The sequence below is a fragment of the Erwinia artemisiae genome, assembly GCF_051400835.1.
Taxonomy (GTDB): domain Bacteria; phylum Pseudomonadota; class Gammaproteobacteria; order Enterobacterales; family Enterobacteriaceae; genus Erwinia; species Erwinia aeris.
The window spans coordinates 276,446-292,188 of record NZ_JBLFFM010000001.1; the positions used below are offsets into that span (position 1 = coordinate 276,446).

At 52.2% G+C, this 15,743-nt stretch carries 25 protein-coding genes; 22 read left to right on the forward strand and 3 right to left on the reverse strand.

What is annotated here, in order from left to right; genetic code table 11:
• Positions 1 to 59 precede the first annotated feature (59 nt).
• The 3 genes from ACMGEE_RS01370 to ACMGEE_RS01380 all read right to left on the reverse strand — a co-directional run bounded on the left by ACMGEE_RS01370 (position 60) and on the right by ACMGEE_RS01380 (position 1,639).
• Positions 60 to 275, reverse strand: a complete 216-nt coding sequence (locus ACMGEE_RS01370) for a hypothetical protein (protein WP_436829516.1) — start codon at positions 273 to 275, stop codon at positions 60 to 62.
• The gene (locus tag ACMGEE_RS01375; protein ID WP_436829517.1) at positions 272 to 793 is read right to left on the reverse strand and encodes a DUF2778 domain-containing protein; all 522 of its coding nucleotides are present in this window, start codon (positions 791 to 793) and stop codon (positions 272 to 274) included. The genes ACMGEE_RS01370 and ACMGEE_RS01375 overlap by 4 nt, the downstream gene beginning before the upstream one ends.
• A 123-nt stretch (positions 794 to 916) precedes the next feature.
• Positions 917 to 1,639, reverse strand: a complete 723-nt coding sequence (locus tag ACMGEE_RS01380) for a LexA family protein (protein ID WP_436829518.1) — start codon at positions 1,637 to 1,639, stop codon at positions 917 to 919.
• A gap of 106 nt (positions 1,640 to 1,745) precedes the next feature.
• On the opposite strand from ACMGEE_RS01380, the gene ACMGEE_RS01385 reads away from it, so the two are divergent.
• From ACMGEE_RS01385 to ACMGEE_RS01490, 22 genes are all read left to right on the forward strand, one after another.
• On the forward strand, positions 1,746 to 1,934 hold the full coding sequence (locus ACMGEE_RS01385) for a Cro/CI family transcriptional regulator (RefSeq protein ID WP_436829519.1): 189 nt from the start codon (positions 1,746 to 1,748) through the stop codon (positions 1,932 to 1,934).
• 109 nt (positions 1,935 to 2,043) lie between these two features.
• Entirely contained in the window at positions 2,044 to 2,316 is a 273-nt protein-coding gene (locus ACMGEE_RS01390; RefSeq protein ID WP_436829520.1) for a CII family transcriptional regulator, read from the forward strand.
• Positions 2,317 to 2,350: 34 nt separating this feature from the next.
• Entirely contained in the window at positions 2,351 to 3,172 is an 822-nt protein-coding gene (locus tag ACMGEE_RS01395) for a ParB/RepB/Spo0J family partition protein (protein ID WP_436829521.1), read from the forward strand.
• Between the two features lie 10 nt (positions 3,173 to 3,182).
• Positions 3,183 to 3,905 carry a helix-turn-helix domain-containing protein gene (locus tag ACMGEE_RS01400; RefSeq protein ID WP_436829522.1) on the forward strand — a complete coding sequence of 241 codons (723 nt, stop codon included), beginning with the start codon at positions 3,183 to 3,185 and terminating at the stop codon, positions 3,903 to 3,905.
• Positions 3,902 to 4,663, forward strand: coding sequence for a replication protein P (locus tag ACMGEE_RS01405; protein WP_436829523.1), 762 nt, complete (start codon positions 3,902 to 3,904; stop codon positions 4,661 to 4,663). Before ACMGEE_RS01400 ends, ACMGEE_RS01405 begins: the two co-directional genes overlap by 4 nt.
• A gap of 175 nt (positions 4,664 to 4,838) precedes the next feature.
• Entirely contained in the window at positions 4,839 to 5,195 is a 357-nt protein-coding gene (locus tag ACMGEE_RS01410) for a hypothetical protein (RefSeq protein WP_436829524.1), read from the forward strand.
• Complete coding sequence (locus ACMGEE_RS01415; RefSeq protein WP_436829525.1) at positions 5,185 to 5,367, forward strand: hypothetical protein; 183 nt, start codon at positions 5,185 to 5,187, stop codon at positions 5,365 to 5,367. The genes ACMGEE_RS01410 and ACMGEE_RS01415 overlap by 11 nt, the downstream gene beginning before the upstream one ends.
• An 18-nt stretch (positions 5,368 to 5,385) precedes the next feature.
• The gene (locus ACMGEE_RS01420; protein ID WP_436829526.1) at positions 5,386 to 5,814 is read left to right on the forward strand and encodes a YbcN family protein; all 429 of its coding nucleotides are present in this window, start codon (positions 5,386 to 5,388) and stop codon (positions 5,812 to 5,814) included.
• Positions 5,811 to 6,410 (forward strand): recombination protein NinG, encoded by a 600-nt coding sequence (locus ACMGEE_RS01425; protein ID WP_436829527.1) that lies wholly within the window; start codon positions 5,811 to 5,813, stop codon positions 6,408 to 6,410. The genes ACMGEE_RS01420 and ACMGEE_RS01425 overlap by 4 nt, the downstream gene beginning before the upstream one ends.
• On the forward strand, positions 6,407 to 7,174 hold the full coding sequence (locus ACMGEE_RS01430) for an antitermination protein Q (protein ID WP_436829528.1): 768 nt from the start codon (positions 6,407 to 6,409) through the stop codon (positions 7,172 to 7,174). Before ACMGEE_RS01425 ends, ACMGEE_RS01430 begins: the two co-directional genes overlap by 4 nt.
• A gap of 766 nt (positions 7,175 to 7,940) precedes the next feature.
• Positions 7,941 to 8,294, forward strand: coding sequence for a phage holin, lambda family (locus ACMGEE_RS01435; RefSeq protein WP_370734143.1), 354 nt, complete (start codon positions 7,941 to 7,943; stop codon positions 8,292 to 8,294).
• A complete protein-coding gene (locus tag ACMGEE_RS01440) occupies positions 8,278 to 8,715 on the forward strand; it encodes a lysozyme (protein WP_436829529.1) in 438 nt (145 codons plus the stop codon). Before ACMGEE_RS01435 ends, ACMGEE_RS01440 begins: the two co-directional genes overlap by 17 nt.
• A complete protein-coding gene (locus ACMGEE_RS01445) occupies positions 8,712 to 9,146 on the forward strand; it encodes an Rz lytic protein (protein ID WP_436829530.1) in 435 nt (144 codons plus the stop codon). The genes ACMGEE_RS01440 and ACMGEE_RS01445 overlap by 4 nt, the downstream gene beginning before the upstream one ends.
• On the forward strand, positions 9,100 to 9,312 hold the full coding sequence (gene lysC, locus ACMGEE_RS01450) for an Rz1-like lysis system protein LysC (protein WP_436829531.1): 213 nt from the start codon (positions 9,100 to 9,102) through the stop codon (positions 9,310 to 9,312). Before ACMGEE_RS01445 ends, lysC begins: the two co-directional genes overlap by 47 nt.
• 179 nt (positions 9,313 to 9,491) lie before the next feature.
• Positions 9,492 to 10,028 carry a Rha family transcriptional regulator gene (locus ACMGEE_RS01455; protein WP_436829532.1) on the forward strand — a complete coding sequence of 179 codons (537 nt, stop codon included), beginning with the start codon at positions 9,492 to 9,494 and terminating at the stop codon, positions 10,026 to 10,028.
• A gap of 148 nt (positions 10,029 to 10,176) precedes the next feature.
• Positions 10,177 to 10,503 (forward strand): hypothetical protein, encoded by a 327-nt coding sequence (locus tag ACMGEE_RS01460; protein WP_346545243.1) that lies wholly within the window; start codon positions 10,177 to 10,179, stop codon positions 10,501 to 10,503.
• On the forward strand, positions 10,500 to 10,775 hold the full coding sequence (locus tag ACMGEE_RS01465; protein ID WP_436829533.1) for a hypothetical protein: 276 nt from the start codon (positions 10,500 to 10,502) through the stop codon (positions 10,773 to 10,775). Before ACMGEE_RS01460 ends, ACMGEE_RS01465 begins: the two co-directional genes overlap by 4 nt.
• 41 nt (positions 10,776 to 10,816) lie before the next feature.
• Entirely contained in the window at positions 10,817 to 11,182 is a 366-nt protein-coding gene (locus tag ACMGEE_RS01470) for an HNH endonuclease (RefSeq protein ID WP_436829743.1), read from the forward strand.
• Between the two features lie 189 nt (positions 11,183 to 11,371).
• On the forward strand, positions 11,372 to 11,845 hold the full coding sequence (locus ACMGEE_RS01475; RefSeq protein WP_436829534.1) for a phage terminase small subunit P27 family: 474 nt from the start codon (positions 11,372 to 11,374) through the stop codon (positions 11,843 to 11,845).
• On the forward strand, positions 11,845 to 13,575 hold the full coding sequence (locus ACMGEE_RS01480; RefSeq protein WP_436829535.1) for a terminase large subunit: 1,731 nt from the start codon (positions 11,845 to 11,847) through the stop codon (positions 13,573 to 13,575). The genes ACMGEE_RS01475 and ACMGEE_RS01480 overlap by 1 nt, the downstream gene beginning before the upstream one ends.
• On the forward strand, positions 13,575 to 14,879 hold the full coding sequence (locus ACMGEE_RS01485; protein ID WP_436829536.1) for a phage portal protein: 1,305 nt from the start codon (positions 13,575 to 13,577) through the stop codon (positions 14,877 to 14,879). The genes ACMGEE_RS01480 and ACMGEE_RS01485 overlap by 1 nt, the downstream gene beginning before the upstream one ends.
• Before the next feature lie 11 nt (positions 14,880 to 14,890).
• A complete protein-coding gene (locus ACMGEE_RS01490; RefSeq protein ID WP_436829537.1) occupies positions 14,891 to 15,739 on the forward strand; it encodes a head maturation protease, ClpP-related in 849 nt (282 codons plus the stop codon).
• Positions 15,740 to 15,743: the final 4 nt, after the last annotated feature.

Consider the following 15,743-nt stretch of genomic DNA (forward strand, 5'->3'; position numbering starts at 1 on the left):
CCTCAAATATATGTTGTTTTGTTTACCCGAACGTCTCTCCCGGTCACTGAGCATAAGCTTCAGGCTTTACGTTTTCGATACAGCCATAAGGCTACCAGAGCGGCCACGGTAGAGATTGCAGCTTTAGCAGCAATGACCGTAAACTCAAAGTTGTCCATAGCTTCCTCACCATCCCCACTGATGTGGATGTGATGATCAACGAAGCTGCCTACTAAACTATCAGGCATAAGAAACATTACGGCGAAAAAAACGACAAAGAAAATGATAACTTTCATCTTGCTTCACACTTAGAGAAGTCTGGTACACCCCGAACATCAATCCGACCATAAGCCATGAGGCCTTTGCCACCTGGAACACGAAATTTTTTACGGTTAAGCAATGATTTTCTTAAGACTTGAAATTCAGACGATTTGTAAAAAGTAACACATCCCCATGATACGCCGGAGCCATCAGTATTAAGAGGATGTAGTCGGAAGCTTCCACGGCGGACACCGTTTACAAAAACATAGTCGCTCATGGTTTCTGCACTATATAGTCCAAACCATTCGGAATGGTGGTTTTTATAAAGGTGGTATAGATCAATTGCTTCTGCGCGTAACTGATTCAGGACGCTCCCCGTTGGCCTGTCGACAATCCAATAAGTGCCGGGTGGAATTGCAGCCTTTTCTATGTCTGAACAGTTGGGTTTGTTAACAAACCGCTCAATGCCTGACAGAACGTCAAAAGAGCCAACACCATAACAATTTAGCTTTAAGGTTTTACCATCTTTAGAAAGCTTTCCATAATCCATCATGCAAATCTGCACTTTAATGCTCCTCAAATTAGCTGTGTACCTATATCCTTTAACGTAGCTGCCCAAAACAGCCCTATGTTTACCTCAAGCTGCATGCTAATGATTTGACAAATGTTGGCCCATTTAACCAAACGTTTCTTCCGGCCATTGGGCTTTAACCACCTTACCAATGATGCGGATGCAGTGGTCGCAGTCGATCGTCCTGTATGCCGGATTTAGTGGTACTAAGTAACTTACGCCCGAATCCTTATCGTACTTCTTGAAGGTTGCCTCTGAATCGCCGTTGGCAGCAGCTACACAGAAATCGCCAGGCACAACAGTTACAGCCGGATCAACCAGAATCAGCATGCCTTCCGGGAAGCTCGGACGCACACCCTGCGGTGCCGTCATAGAGTGACCCTTAACCTCAAGCCAGAATGCTCTCTCGCTGGCTTTCTTCGTTGTCGATACCCATGCCTTAGCATCGCTGGCGGTGTAACTACCTACCTCAGCAAAAGGGCCCGCCTGGACGTGGGCGAAGAGAGGGTACTCGTAAGCAGAGCATGATGAGGGCTGCTTGATGGCTTCATCTGAATTGCTTGAAGAATACGCAGAAACCTCTTTGGAAAGAGCTTGGCTGAATTCAGATATGGGCGCTTGAAGAATTTTGGCAAAACCCGAAGCGATAGGGACGTTTAGCCCTATACGGCCGTTAAGGTAATGTCCTACCGCGCCCTGTGAAATCCCCAGTTCGTCTGCGATTGTGTACTGAGTAACACCCAATTGTTTTTTCTTAGACTCATACAGAGCCTTGAGCCGCTTAGCGTCTTCAAGCTGTTCTGTCGTCAGGGGCTTCTTGTTTTCCATGTTGTAATTGTAATACCAACAGTACTCATAAATGAAATACCTGCACTATTGAATATATAGAATACCTGTAGTATTCTTTTGGCAAGTAACCTCAGGAGTGAATTGTATGAATCGAATGACACTTGAGGATTACGCGAAGGTTCATGGTCAGGCTAAAGCAGCCAGGGACTTCGGCGTAATTCAGTGCGCAATCAGTAAGGCCATTCGTACCGGGAGAAATATTTTTGTAACTGTTCTGCCGGATGGAAGCGTTAAAGGGGAAGAGTTGAGGCCTTTCCCAAGCAATAAAAAATAGCTCTACCGCTCTTTAAACAATCTGGCTGCGGGTGATTCACCCCAAACAACAACATGAAGGCTTACGGCCTTCGCACGTAATTAACTATTCAACATAGAAATCATACGAAATGGAAAACGCAAGTAACAGCAAGTTGATTAACCAGGTGGAGACTGAACTCCGATCCCGGCTGACGCACAAGGGCCAGCGCGTTCTTGCTGCTGAAGCCGGATGGCATGAATCGAAGGTGAGTCGATTAAACCTGCGTGATATGGCGACGGTTTTCGTGCTGCTGGAAAAGGTATGGGAGACAAGCCTGATCGCTGAGGTTGCCAGGCAGGCAGTTGAGGCGGTGATAGGAAAAGAAAAAGCCCCGAACTGCGGGAACAGTTTCGAGGCCTGATGCGAAAAGACTGGATCAATTCACAGGAGTAATTATGACAACGCTTTCGCAGCTGTACAAGCAAAAAGAGAAAAACGGAACCGGCACTACCGTTAAAAAGACTTTCATGGTGCCGATCAGCGAACTTTATCTGGAAGAGGGCAGCAACATTCGTCCGGTCGATCAGGAACATGCTGAATACATGCGTGATTGCTGGATTGACGGTTCAGATCTGCCGCCGCTTTCTGTTGAGGTGACCGAGCAGGGCATCAAGGTCATTGACGGCCAGCACCGTTTTATCGGTGCAAAAATGGCTATCGATTTAGGCCATGATATCCCGCGTATTGAGTGTAAGGATTTCGTCGGTACCGAATTGGATAAGCTGGCGCATATGGCGAAATCCTCGCAGGGTAAACCGATCACGCCCCTGCAACGTGCTGGCGCATACAACCGCGCTAAACGCCAGGGGCATAGCCCAGCGGAAATAGCCAAAGCATTTGGGCGATCGGTTGCGGATGTAGAGCTGCATCTTCAGCTTCTTTCCTCCGGTGATTTGCTTATCGGGATGGTTGAATCTGGCGAAGTAGCTGCAACTACCGCCGTCGCATTGTCGCGGGAGCATGGGCCAAAAGCTGGCTCAGTGGCAGCTGAAGGGCTGGCGAAGGCCAGGGCGGCAGGAAAATCCCGCCTCACGAAATCTGCTGCCATGCCGCAGTTCAGCGCGAAGAAAGCGCGGCGTCTGGTTGAGCTGCTGGTGGATGCTGAACACGAACGAGATGGGGGCTTTGACAACCTGATCCTTTCTCATGGCACAGCAGAAGAAATTAACCGCATTCTGATAGAGTACCGCGCCGGGATTGCCCCATCAACACAGTAAGGCCGTCACCATGAGCATGAATTTAATGGCTAAAGCCATGAGCATCACCGTTGGCAACCCATTGAGAAAGTTGGTGCTGATTAAGCTTGCTGACAACGCCAACGATAAAGGCGAGTGCTGGCCTTCATACCAGCATATTGCTGATCAGTGTGAAATCAGTAAGCGCTCAGTAATGCGCCATATTGACGATCTCTGCGAGTTTGGATTCCTACGAAAAGAGTATCGGCTTGGGCCAAAAGGGAACTCCAGCAATATCTACCATCTGAGTTTAGATGGTGACAGAGAGTCACCACGGGTAGTGACAGAGAGTCACCCCCCTGGTGACAGAGAGTCACCACCCCCTAGTGACACAGTGTCACCCAGAACCAGTCACTCTTTTGAACCAGTAAAAGAACCTATAACCCCTAAATCCCCTAAAGGGGAATCGAAAGGTTTTAACCCCCTTGAGGTAACTATTCCAGAATGGCTAAACGAACAAGCCTGGAGGGAATGGGTTCAGTACCGCAGCCAGTCGAAGAAGCCGATTAAAACGGCACTGACGGTCAACAAGGCATTCAACCTGCTGAAAGAATGTTTTGACGAAGGCCACGACCCGGAAGAGGTGATCAATACCAGTATCGCGAACGGCTATCAGGGCCTGTTCAAGCCGAAGTTCCAAAGCCGCAAGCAGCAGCAATCCAATCCGCAAACCCCACACTGGAACAGCCGTGAAGGCTGGGAGGATTTCTTATGAGCCTGAAACTCGTAGAGGCGATTAACAATCGTGACGGATCCGCTATGGCTCGTATGGCTGGTGGGAACTACGAACCAGAGAAAATCATCAGTAGTGAAGCTGAACAGCTGGTTGACTCGCTGTTTCGCCAGCTGAAGCAAATCTTTCCGGCAGCGATCAGCACCAGCCTGCGCAGCGAAGCGGAAGAGAAAACCACAAAACGCCAGTGGATTGCCGCCTTTGCCGAAAACGGCATCAAAACCCGTGACCAGCTGGCGGCAGGTGTCCGACACGCCAGGGCGAGTAACTCCGATTTCTGGCCGTCGCCCGGGAAGTTCATCGGCTGGTGCAAAGACAGCTCGGTAATCCTCGGCGTTACCGTGGAAGAGGTCATGCACGAGTTTCACCGCTACAGCCGCGAGAAAGGACTCCACACTGGCGGCGCGGAGCGCTTCCCCTGGTCAAAGCCGGTGATGTACTGGATTGTCTGCGACACCCGCCGCGCCATGTACCAGCGCCAGCTCAGCGAGGCTGAAGTCGAAAAGTACGCCGCGAAGCAGCTGGATGAATGGTCGAAAAAGGTCGCTGCCGGCCAAAGCATTCCCGATCCGGTAGTCAGCCTGGAAGTTAAGCGCGACGTGATGCCGGTTAACGACCAGCCCACTGGTGACGATTTGAAAATGCGCTGGATGCCGGATGCTCGCGTTCTCGGTTCAGTAACCCCGGCACAGTGGCTTTATTCAGAATATGAGCGCCGCAAGTCGGTAGGGCTGGTGTGAAATGACACAACAATTTGAGCAGCAGGTAAGCCAAAGAAAGGGGCGGGTTTTGAAAACTTACAGCGTAAAGCTTTGTTATTTTTATGCGCCATTAAGTTTAATTTGTCATAAGTGGCGCTATTTATTTTATCTAACATAATGAATATTCTGTCGTTAAAAAATACTGGCTTCCCAAATGCGTGAGGGTTTCATGGACAGTAGGTTTATAGCGGTGATTGCTCTTGAGGGAAAAGCTCTTGAATGGGCAGCGTTAAAATCTATTGGTGGCCAATGGCCCGCCAATCTAAACGGGCGCTGGGACAAGGCAGGGTTCTTGATAGGTAACCTGCATATTTTCATCAGCGGAGGCGGCCAGAAAGGGACATTTGTGGCTTTTATCGATGAACGCACACCGTCAACAGGGCATGACTTACCTGAAGCCGTTTTCAGAGCCGTTGTTCAGTCAGTGATGGGTAATCTGGTGCTTATACCCGGATCGGTGTTTGAGGACGATTCAAACCAAAATTTATCAGGAGAAACCTATGACAGCTGAAATTATCTCAATTAAGCCTCGTGCAGATCATCTATCTGAAGTAAGCGCAGGCCTGGCTCTTTTAAAAATGTTCCACAAAACCGGCGGCCACAACCATCAAACTATTGAGCTGATTATGGCGAAGATGGAAGATGACCTGGCTAAGGTGCAGGAGACCATCAACCGGAGGTGAGCCGTGCAGGACTTTTGTTTGCACAAATCCACCCTGGGGCAGTTTACCAAACACATCTTCGAACTCGTCTCTTCCGGCAAACGCTGGCGCATCAAAATCACAGAGTGGCGTGATCAACGCAGCATCCCTCAGAACTCCCTACAGCACATGTGGTACGCAGAGCTAAGCGCTTATTTGATTTGGCGCGGCAAGCCCTTTGCTTCTCCTGCATGGGTCAAGGATGCGATGAAACACACCTATCTGGGCTACGAAACGCGCGAGATGGTCGACGTGGTGACAGGTGAAAGAACTCAGGTACAAACGCTACGGCACACCGCAGAACTCGACACAGGCGAAATGCACCACTTCCTGACGCAGGTTGAAGCATGGGCCCTCAATGTAGGCTGTAGGCTGACTGTGCCGGCTGATAGCGAATACAATCAACTCAGAAAAAAGCAGGTCGCATGATGAAGGCACCCGCGCATAAGCCAAAGCGACGGCGTTGTAAAATATGCCGCGAATGGTTCCACTATCACGATTTTCGAACGTGGTGGTGCTGCCCTGAACATGGAGCGCGATTCGCTCTTCAGAAAAGGGAGGCAGACCGGGAGAAGAAAAGAAAGGATGAAGCACAGCAGGAAAAACGAAGCATCAAAATCCGCAAGCTAGCAGTACAACCCCTCAGTTATTTTCATAAGCAAGCTCAAAAAGCCTTCAACGAATTCATCCGCACTCGAGACGCCGGGCAGCCCTGTATCAGTTGCGAGCGCAACACAGGCGCGAAGATGAATGCCGGTCACTACCGCACGGTAGGCGCCAGCAAAGAAACCCGTTACGACGAAAGCAACTGCCACCTCCAGTGCGAGCACTGCAACTCGTATCTCTCCGGCAATATTGGTGAATACAAGCCAAGGCTCATAGCGAAGATTGGGCAGGCTGCTTTCGATCGCCTTATGGGCCCGCACGAGCTTAAAAAGTGGAGACGTGAAGAGCTGCAGGAGCTGGCAACTCACTATCGGCGGAAAACCAGAGAACTGATTAAACAAAGGAGCAAAGCGGCATGAGTCTTGAAGCTACTGTAAAATACCATTTCCCGAAAGGTCAGAGTTTCAGCGGTACAGCGCCAAATACCTCTCCGGATACGCTTACAGGTACTGATTACATTGCCGGGATGGGAATGGCAATGGCTCGCGCCCCCCTGGGGTACAGCGCATTTATGGGCAAAGTAGGGGTAAGCAAGAACGACGCTCGGCGCGCCGTTTCCCTGTTAACTGAATATGCACTTCAAACCTGCGATAAGGTTGCCGCCTTACGCAAACTCAACAGCAAGATTAAACCAGCAGTTATGCAAACGCTCGCAAGTTATGCTTACCTGGACTATTGCCGCAGCGCGGCCAGCTTGAAGCCGTGCGAGTGCTGCGGTGCTACCGGCTTTATAGCGGCGGAAGTCGTGACGATGAAATCCATGCTTTCTGGTCACGGCCGTCGTGAGGTACGCGAGCAAATTCGGGTGCGTTGTAAAGCATGTGCTGGCAAAGGTGTAATCTCCTCAGCGTGCCGGGATTGCAGCGGACGTGGTCGCGTAGTTATGCGAAAAGAAACCGAAAGGCAGGGTGTTCCGGTAATGGGTGACTGTAAGCGCTGCTGTGGTCGTGGTTATGAACGCATTCCGGCAATAGAAGCATACAGGGCTATCTGCACGATAACTGAAAATATCAGCCTGGCAACATGGGACAGGAGCGGGAAGCCGTTTTACGATCGGCTAATCGGAAAGCTCGAGGTTGAAGAGTCATGGGCTAATACCACATTAGCCAAGTTTATTGTATAGAGTGGTATGAAGTAGCTTGTTATTTTATCGCGAGCTATTTACTTTTCAGTAAGCTGGGGGTATATTTCCTAACAGTTGAAGTTGCGTGCATTGTTAAACGTATTATTTAAAGAAAGCCCTGGCCTGACCGCCGGGGCTTTTTCTTTCTGGGGCTTTTTTGGTGTACTACAATGATAGTCGTGGTGAATCCCCCTTTGCGGCGGGGCGTATCAGTTAACATTCTTCTGAATGATGTCAGTAAACAAGTCACGCAAGCTTCTGAACTGGGGAGTTTACCGGGAGGCACCCGGCACCACATCTATCAACTGAACTGACAATAATACCGAGTTGGGCGGGCGCCTGTCATTTTGCAGGGTTCAATCAGAGCAGTTTTCAGCCCCTACTTTAGTCCAGTTGAAGTTATCTCAGATGCCAGGCACAATGCCCACAGATTAGATGTTTTAATCAATGCTACAAATTGCCTGGAACATTTATCTCTTTTCTGCCACAGATGAGAGAATCAAAAGGCAAAAAAATAACCCCACTTCATTAGTCGTTGGAGACAAATTAGGTGAAGTGGGGGTGCCAATACGGCCAACACCAGGGAATACCCATAAGAATAATCTAGAAAAAGCAAAAATAATAATTTTTTTGATACACAGAGCCCGCTTTTGCGGGCTTTTTTGTGCCTGCGATTTGTACCTTCAAAACCAGCCTTAAGGTTTTCCTCCTACTTTCAAAAAATTAACTATAAGCCGCCATCCTGCTGACGGCCGGAATCAAATGTATGCCGCCAGAAAAGGATCCGGGCTTTTGGGCCAGCGTACTGCTGTGGCTCTACAGCCACAAAACAGAATGGGGATATGCCGGAGTAGCGGGCATGTTTTCACTACTACGCAGTGCTTATGCAAAAAGTCCCTGGAGTAAACGAGTGCTGGATGCTGTTTCATGCAGCGCCCTGGCATTTTTCGCCGCGCCCACGCTTCAGGTTATAGGCGCATTACTCAACTGGAACGTACCGGACGCGGCCGCGCAGGTATTCGCGATCTATATCGGCTATGTCGGCAACGACTACATCAGCGCCAGGCTTCACAGCTGGATAGCCACGAAGACGGGAGGCACGAATGAAAATCAGCAATAACGGCATTGCATTTATCAAGCGTGAAGAGGGCGAGCGGCTGCTGGCATATCCGGATTCGGTTGGCGTCTGGACTATCGGTGTGGGCCATACCGGCACAGTAGACGGTAAGCCGATCGCAAAAGGGATGACAATCACGCCCGCGCAGTCAACCAGCCTGCTGTTAAGCGATCTGGCTTGGGCGGAGTCCGCCATCGGCAGCAATGTCAAAGTGCCGCTGACGCAGAATCAATACGACGCGCTTTGCAGCTTCGTTTTCAACGTGGGACGCAACGCCTTTACCGGTTCAACGCTGCTGAAAAAGCTCAACGCGAAGGACTACGCGGGCGCGGCTGACCAGTTTTTGCAGTGGAAACGCGCCGGCCAGTTTGCGGATCTGCTTCTGCCGCGCCGTAAGCGAGAAAGGGAGCTTTTCATCACATGAAAATTATCGGCTTTATTCGGAATTACTCGCACCTCATCGTGATCGGCCTGATATGCGTGTGCCTGTGGGGACTGAATGCCCGCAACGCTCAGCTGACGGCCACCAATGACCGGCTGGAAAAGCTGGCAAACAGCAAAGACGATCAGATTAACGATCTGCGTTCTAAAAACGATGGCCTGGCATCTTCAGTGAATGACCTGGTCACAGCAGTGAATAAGCAAAACGCCGTCATGTCTCAGGTAGTCGAGCAACGGGCAGAAACAGCACAGCAAAACAGGAAGCTTCAGAGTGAAATTAAACGTTACCTTGCGGCGGACAAGTGCGCTGTTGCTCCTGTTCCCGCTGGCGCTGCTGACCGGTTGCGGGACGCAGCAAAAGCCGCTGGTGGAGCACCGGACAATCAGCCAGCCAAACCTGCCGCTTCCCGCTGAGTTAACCGCGCCGATTGATGTGCCGCCGGTGCCAGACAACATGACGTTCGGCCAGGCGGTTGAGCTAAGCGCTGAATTATACGGCGCTCTCAGTCAGGCCAACATCGACCGGGCGGCGATCCGCAACATTGAATCAACCCGCATGACAAACCCCAAGAAGAATTGATCCTCGCAACACAGCAATATCAGCCTCGCATCTGCGGGGCTTTTTTATGCGCGTCGCAGCGCAATTTAACCCCGAGCCTTTCAGTAAGCTGAGCCTGAGAATTGCCGTTATATGGTGGCGACCATCTCGGGGGCGGCTCTTCTGTGCGAACAGGCTCATCTTTCTAAAAGGTAATCGCGATGAAAAATTTACAGGTTGTTCCTGATTTTGACTTTCGCCAGCTGGTTGGCGCTGCTGATGGCGAGCCGGTAACGGACACATTCCAGATCGCTAAGGCATTCGGTAAGCGACATCAGCATGTCATAAGAGCTATCGAAAACTTGCAGTGTTCCCCTGAATTCTCGACGGCCCATTTTTGGGCCTCCGAGAAAATCAATGAGTTAGGCATTTTCGACAAAAAACAGAAGTTCTACCGAATGGATTTCAGTGGCTTTGTGATGGTAGTAATGGGATTCAGTGGCCCGGCTGCCGCGCGTGTCAAAGAGGCGTACATCAATGCCTTCAACTGGATGACGGCAGAGCTACGCAAACACAGTGAAAGCTATGAGGCAGAGCGTAACGCTGTAATGCTTGAGTACATGAAAGAGAAGGACGTAGCGAGCATGTCTGGCCGCCTGCTTAATCGCTGGGGAAAAGTGAAGAAGCCTTCGCTTTTGGCGAGAATGGATCGGATCGAGAAGCAAGGGCAGATAGCGCTGCCCGGCATCACGAAGTGATCATCACAAGGCGCATTTGCGAGTGCGCCTGATGATGAGCTAACTTGCGTGGACACTATTTAGCCTCGCAGGAATTTTGTATGCTCCAAATTTTGACACAGTATGCATAACTGCCTTTATACTTATCGCTCACCATTGGGGAGCGAGCATGAAAGACGTTGGCATCGTAAAAAATCCATTAACAATCATTGCAATATTTGCAGGGTTAGTGGAAATCAGTGCGACAACCGTTTTGCCATTCATATCGGAAACTTTACAAGGGAAATTCATTTGGTTTTTGATGGTTTTTCCGTCAATGCTTGTTGTGCTCTTTTTTATAATTTTATTTTTCAAGCCTGCTGCACTTTACGCTCCCAGTGATTTTACTGATCAAGAATCTTTCATGAGAATTCACGAAAAGAACAAATCGACTGTGAGCGACAATAACGTAGTGGGTGATTCTGGAATGATAATAATTTCTGGTAGAAAAGCATGAAGAAAGTTAATGGCGGAATAATGGCCAATAAGCGAGTGTCACTTGATAACACCTTGTATGACGGCGTCACATTCAAGAATTGCACGATGGTATATACGGGCGAAGGCGGTGACATGGGGCTGCAAAACTGCATTTTGGAAAACTGCGGTTGGGAATTCAACGGAGCTGCAGCTAATACACTTAATTTCTTGGAAGGTTTATCAAAAGGAATGGGCCCGTCTGGAAAAGATTTGGTTAGAAAGTTACTAACAAGAGTTTTAGATGATTTGTAAAAAAATAAACCTCCCTCGGGAGGTTTTTTATGGGGACACTTATGCCTACAGCTATCCCGCGCGCATGCCGTAAGCTGGGCTGCCGTAAGACAACAACTGACCGCTCAGGCTATTGCAATGACCACAGGCATGAAGGATGGCAACAGCATCAGCGCGGGCAGAATAGGCACCAGAGAGGATACGGCAGTAAGTGGGACATCATCCGCGCCCGCATCCTGAAGCGTGACCGGCACATCTGCCAACAATGCCTGAAGAACGGCAAGCCTGTACCGGCATCTACCGTTGACCATATCAAACCCAAAGCCCACGGCGGGACAGACGATGACAGCAACCTGCAATCATTGTGCTGGCCGTGCCATAAGGCCAAGACGGCAACCGAAAGAAGTCGTCAGGGTACCCATCAGTAACCTGCTGAAATGTAAAGAAATATCATCAAATGATAGTAATTCTCATCAAGGCGGCCGAGGGGGAGGGCGGGTCAAGAGTTCAGAGCCTGCGCCCCAAAGTACCGCCGCCTGAGTTTTTCTCGCATCGCCGCAGGTTAGAAAACTTTTTTATGGGTACCCCCAATGTACCCTCTCAGTGGAGTTTCCCCCATGTCCGGACCACCGAAAACCCCGTCACACCTGGTTTTGGTGAGGGGGAACCCATCCAAGCGACCGGTAAACCAGAACGAACCTAAGCCAGAGAAAGGGGTACCCAACACTCCGAAGCATCTCGACAAAATGGGCAAGTACTGGTTCCAGCAGATTGCCCAGGAACTTGACGGGATCGGCGTGCTTACCCAGCTTGACGGCAAAGCGCTTGAGCTGCTGATCGAAGCCTATACCGAATATCGCCGCCATTGTGAAACGCTCGATACGGAAGGTTATACGTACCGGGTGGAGACACAAACCGGCGACGTAATGATAAAAGCGCATCCGGCCGCCGCGATGAAATCAGATGCCTGGAAACGAATTCGCGCCATGCTGTCAGAGTTCGGAATGACTCCGGCCTCGCGCAGCAAGGTTAATGCTGGTGGCCCCGATAAGGTCGATCCGCTGGAAGAATTCCTGAAAGCGAGGGACTGATGGCAAAGGTAGCAGACGGCATCCGCTACGCCGAGCGCGTGATAAGCGGCGAAATCGTTGCGTGTAAATATGTGAAGCAGGCCTGCGCCCGGTTCCTGGACGATCTGGCGGTTGGTGAACAGCGTAACGTGTTTTTCAGCGAAAGCCGCGCGCAGCATATCCTCAATTTTTATAAATTTGTGCCGCACGTAAAAGGCGATCTGGCCGGTAAGCCGATTGACCTGATGGACTGGCACATCTTCATCCTGATTAATATTTTCGGTTTCGTGGTGCCGCAGATAAACGAGCTGACGGGCGAGCAGGTGCTGAACAGTAAGGGCAAGCCGGTCATGGTTCGCCGCTTCCGCACGGCCTATAACGAGGTGGCGCGTAAGAACGCCAAATCAACGCTTTCCTCCGGTATTGGCCTGTATATGGCGGGTGCCGACGGGGAAGGCGGGGCCGAAGTGTATTCTGCCGCTACCACACGGGATCAGGCGCGTATCGTTTTTAACGATGCCGTGAACATGATTAAGCAGTCCCGCGCCGCGCTGGGCAGGCTGTTCGATTACAACAAGCTGGCTATCTTCCAGGAGCGCACCGCGTCAAAGTTTGAGCCGCTTTCCAGCGATGCCAATAACCTCGACGGCCTGAATATCCACTGTGCGATCGTGGATGAACTGCACGCGCACCGCACTCGCGACGTGTGGGACGTGCTTGAAACCGCAACCGGCGCCCGCTCGCAGTCCCTGCTGTTTGCCATCACCACGGCAGGCTTTAACCGCGAGGGTATCTGTTACGAGCTGCGCGATTACGCGGTGAAGGTGCTGAGCGGCGTGGTGGATGACGACACTTTTTTCGGGATTATCTTTACCCTGGACGAGGGTGACGAGCCTTTCGACGAAAAGGTGTGGCAGAAGGCCAATCCGGGCCTGGGCATCTGTAAGCGCTGGGACGACCTGCGCCGCCTGGCGAAAAAGGCTCAGGAGCAGGTTTCTGCCCGCAACAACTTTTTCACCAAGCATCTCAATATCTGGGTCAGCGCCGAGTCCGCATGGATGGACATGGTGAAGTGGGAGGAATGCGCGCCGCTGGCGCCAGTACACGAGTTAAAAACGTACCCGATGTGGGTCGGCGTGGATCTGGCAAACAAGATTGATATCTGCGCGGCGGTAAAAGTGTGGCGGGCACCGGCGGGGCACGTGCACGCAGACTTTATGTTCTGGCTGCCCGAGGGGCGGCTGGAACGCTGCTCCCGACAGATGGCCGAGCTGTACCAGAAATGGCGCGACAGCGGCCACCTGACGCTGACGGACGGTGACGTTGTGGATCACGCCGTTATCAAGGAAGACCTGCTGAAGTGGATTGCCGGTGAAAACCTGCGCGAAATCGGTTTTGACCCCTGGGGCGCAACGCAATTCAGCCTGTCGCTGGCGGAGGAGGGCGTGCCGATGGTGGAGGTGGCGCAGACGGTGCGCAATCTCTCTGAAGCCATGAAGGAAACGGAGGCGCTGGCCTACGCCGGGCGCCTGCACCACAACAATCACCCGGTAATGACGTGGATGATGAGCAACGTCACCGCAAAGACCGATAAAAACGACAACGTGTTCCCCAATAAATCGACGCCAGAGGCAAAAATAGACGGCCCGGTCGCCATGTTTACCGGGCTCAGTCGTCTGATCCTCAACGGCGGAGAAGAGCCGCAGGACTTAAGCGGCTTCTTTGATAATCCGATAATGGCAGGTTTCTGATGAAAGAGAGCAAACAGCCCGGCAAGGTGAAAAGCGCGCTGCTGAACTGGCTGGGCGTACCGATCGGACTGACTACCGGTACGTTCTGGCAGGAATGGATGGGCCTCAGCAGCAGCGGAAAGGTGGTGTCAGCTGACAAAGCAATGCACCTCTCTGCGGTATGGGCCTGCGTCCGGCTCCTGAGCGAGTCCGTTTCCACGCTGCCGCTGAGAATTTACGAACGCCAGCCGGACGGCTCGCGCAAGCCCGCCACGACGCACCCGGCCTATCAGGTGCTGTGCCGCCGCCCGAATATGGAAATGACGCCGTCGCGTTTCATGCTGATGGTGGTTGCCAGCATCTGCCTGCGCGGCAACGCGTTTGTCGAAAAAAAGATGATCGGCAACCGTATGGTTTCGCTGGTGCCGCTGCTGCCCCAGAACATGGTGGTGAAGCGACTGGATAACGGCAGCCTGGAATACACCTATACCGAGGTACAGGCGCAGCGCGTTATTCCGGTAAAGAACCTGATGCATATTCGCGGCTTTGGCCTGGATGGCGTCTGCGGCATGATGCCGATGGCCGAAGGCCGGGACGTGATCGGCTCCGCAATGGCCGTTGAGGAATCGGCGGCAAAAATATTTGAAAACGGGCTGCAAAGCTCAGGATTTTTGTCTGCCGATCAGGCGCTGGATAAAGACCAGCGCGAGCGGTTACGCGGCTACATGCAGGCGTTCACTGGATCAAAAAACGCCGGAAAGATTATGGTACTGGAAGGCGGGCTGAAATATCAGAACGTCACCATGAATCCGGAGGCAGCCCAGATGCTGGAGTCCCGCGCGTTCAGCATTGAGGAAATCTGCCGCTGGTTTCGCGTGCCGCCGTTTATGGTCGGCCACGCCAACAAACAAAGCAGCTGGGCGTCGAGCGTTGAGGGGATGAACCTCCAGTTTCTGACCAACACGCTGCGGCCGCTGCTGGTGAATATTGAGCAGGAGATTTCGCGCTGCCTGCTTGACGGTGACGAAGACCTTTTCGCGGAATTCTCCGTTGAAGGCCTGCTGCGTGCCGACAGCGCCGGGCGTGCCGCGTACTACACGACTGCGCTGCAGAACGGCTGGATGTCACGCAATGACGTGCGCCGTCTTGAGAACATGCCTCCGATTGAAGGCGGCGAGCTTTACACCGTCCAGCTGAACCTGACGCCACTGGAAGACCTGAAAGCCAATGGCCAGGCCGCTCAGGCCGCGCAGCTGCGGAAACTGCATAACCATATTTTCCCCGACATACCTTTTGAGCAATCCCCGCTGAAACAGGCGGCCTAGGAGCTAATCCCATGACACTGAAAAGCCTTCCGGAAGCACCGGCGGGGCGGCCTTCTGCACTCTCAAAACGGGATTTGCCGTCCGCCGCGATGGAGCGCTGGAACGGCGGCATCAGGGCCGCAAGCGCTGGCGACAACACTATCTCTGTTTTCGACGTAATTGGCGCCGACTACTGGGGCGACGGCGTAACGGCCAGCCGCATTGCCGGGGCGCTGCGCTCAATGAACGGCGCGGACGTCACGGTCAATATCAACTCGCCGGGCGGCGATATGTTTGAAGGGCTGGCGATTTATAACCTGCTGCGCGAGTACAAGGGCAAAGTCACCGTCAAGGTGATGGGCCTGGCAGCATCTGCGGCTTCAATCATCGCGATGGCCGGTGACGATGTACAGATCGGACGTGGCGCTTTCCTGATGATCCACAACTGCTGGGTCTATGCGATGGGCAACCGTCACGATCTGGCGCAAATCGCTGCGGATATGGAGCCTTTCGATAAGGCGATGGGCGATATCTACGCAGCGCGCACGGGCCTCAGCATAGAGGACGTGGCCGCAATGATGGACGGCGAAACCTATATCGGCGGCAGCGATGCGGTGGATAAAGGGTTTGCCGACCGCCTGCTTTCCGCTGATGAAATCGCAGACGACGACGACAGCCCGGCCGCTGCGCTGCGCAAGCTTGACGCGCTGTTGGCGAAGACCGACACCCCGCGCTCCGAGCGTCGAAAACTTCTTAAAGCTTTATCCGGCAGCAAGCCTGGCGCTGCTGCCGATCCTGAAGGTATGCCGGGCGCTACCGACGAAATCAATCCTGAAAATATTACACAACTTCAAAACGCGCTGGCCGCGTTCGGCAAATAAGGAA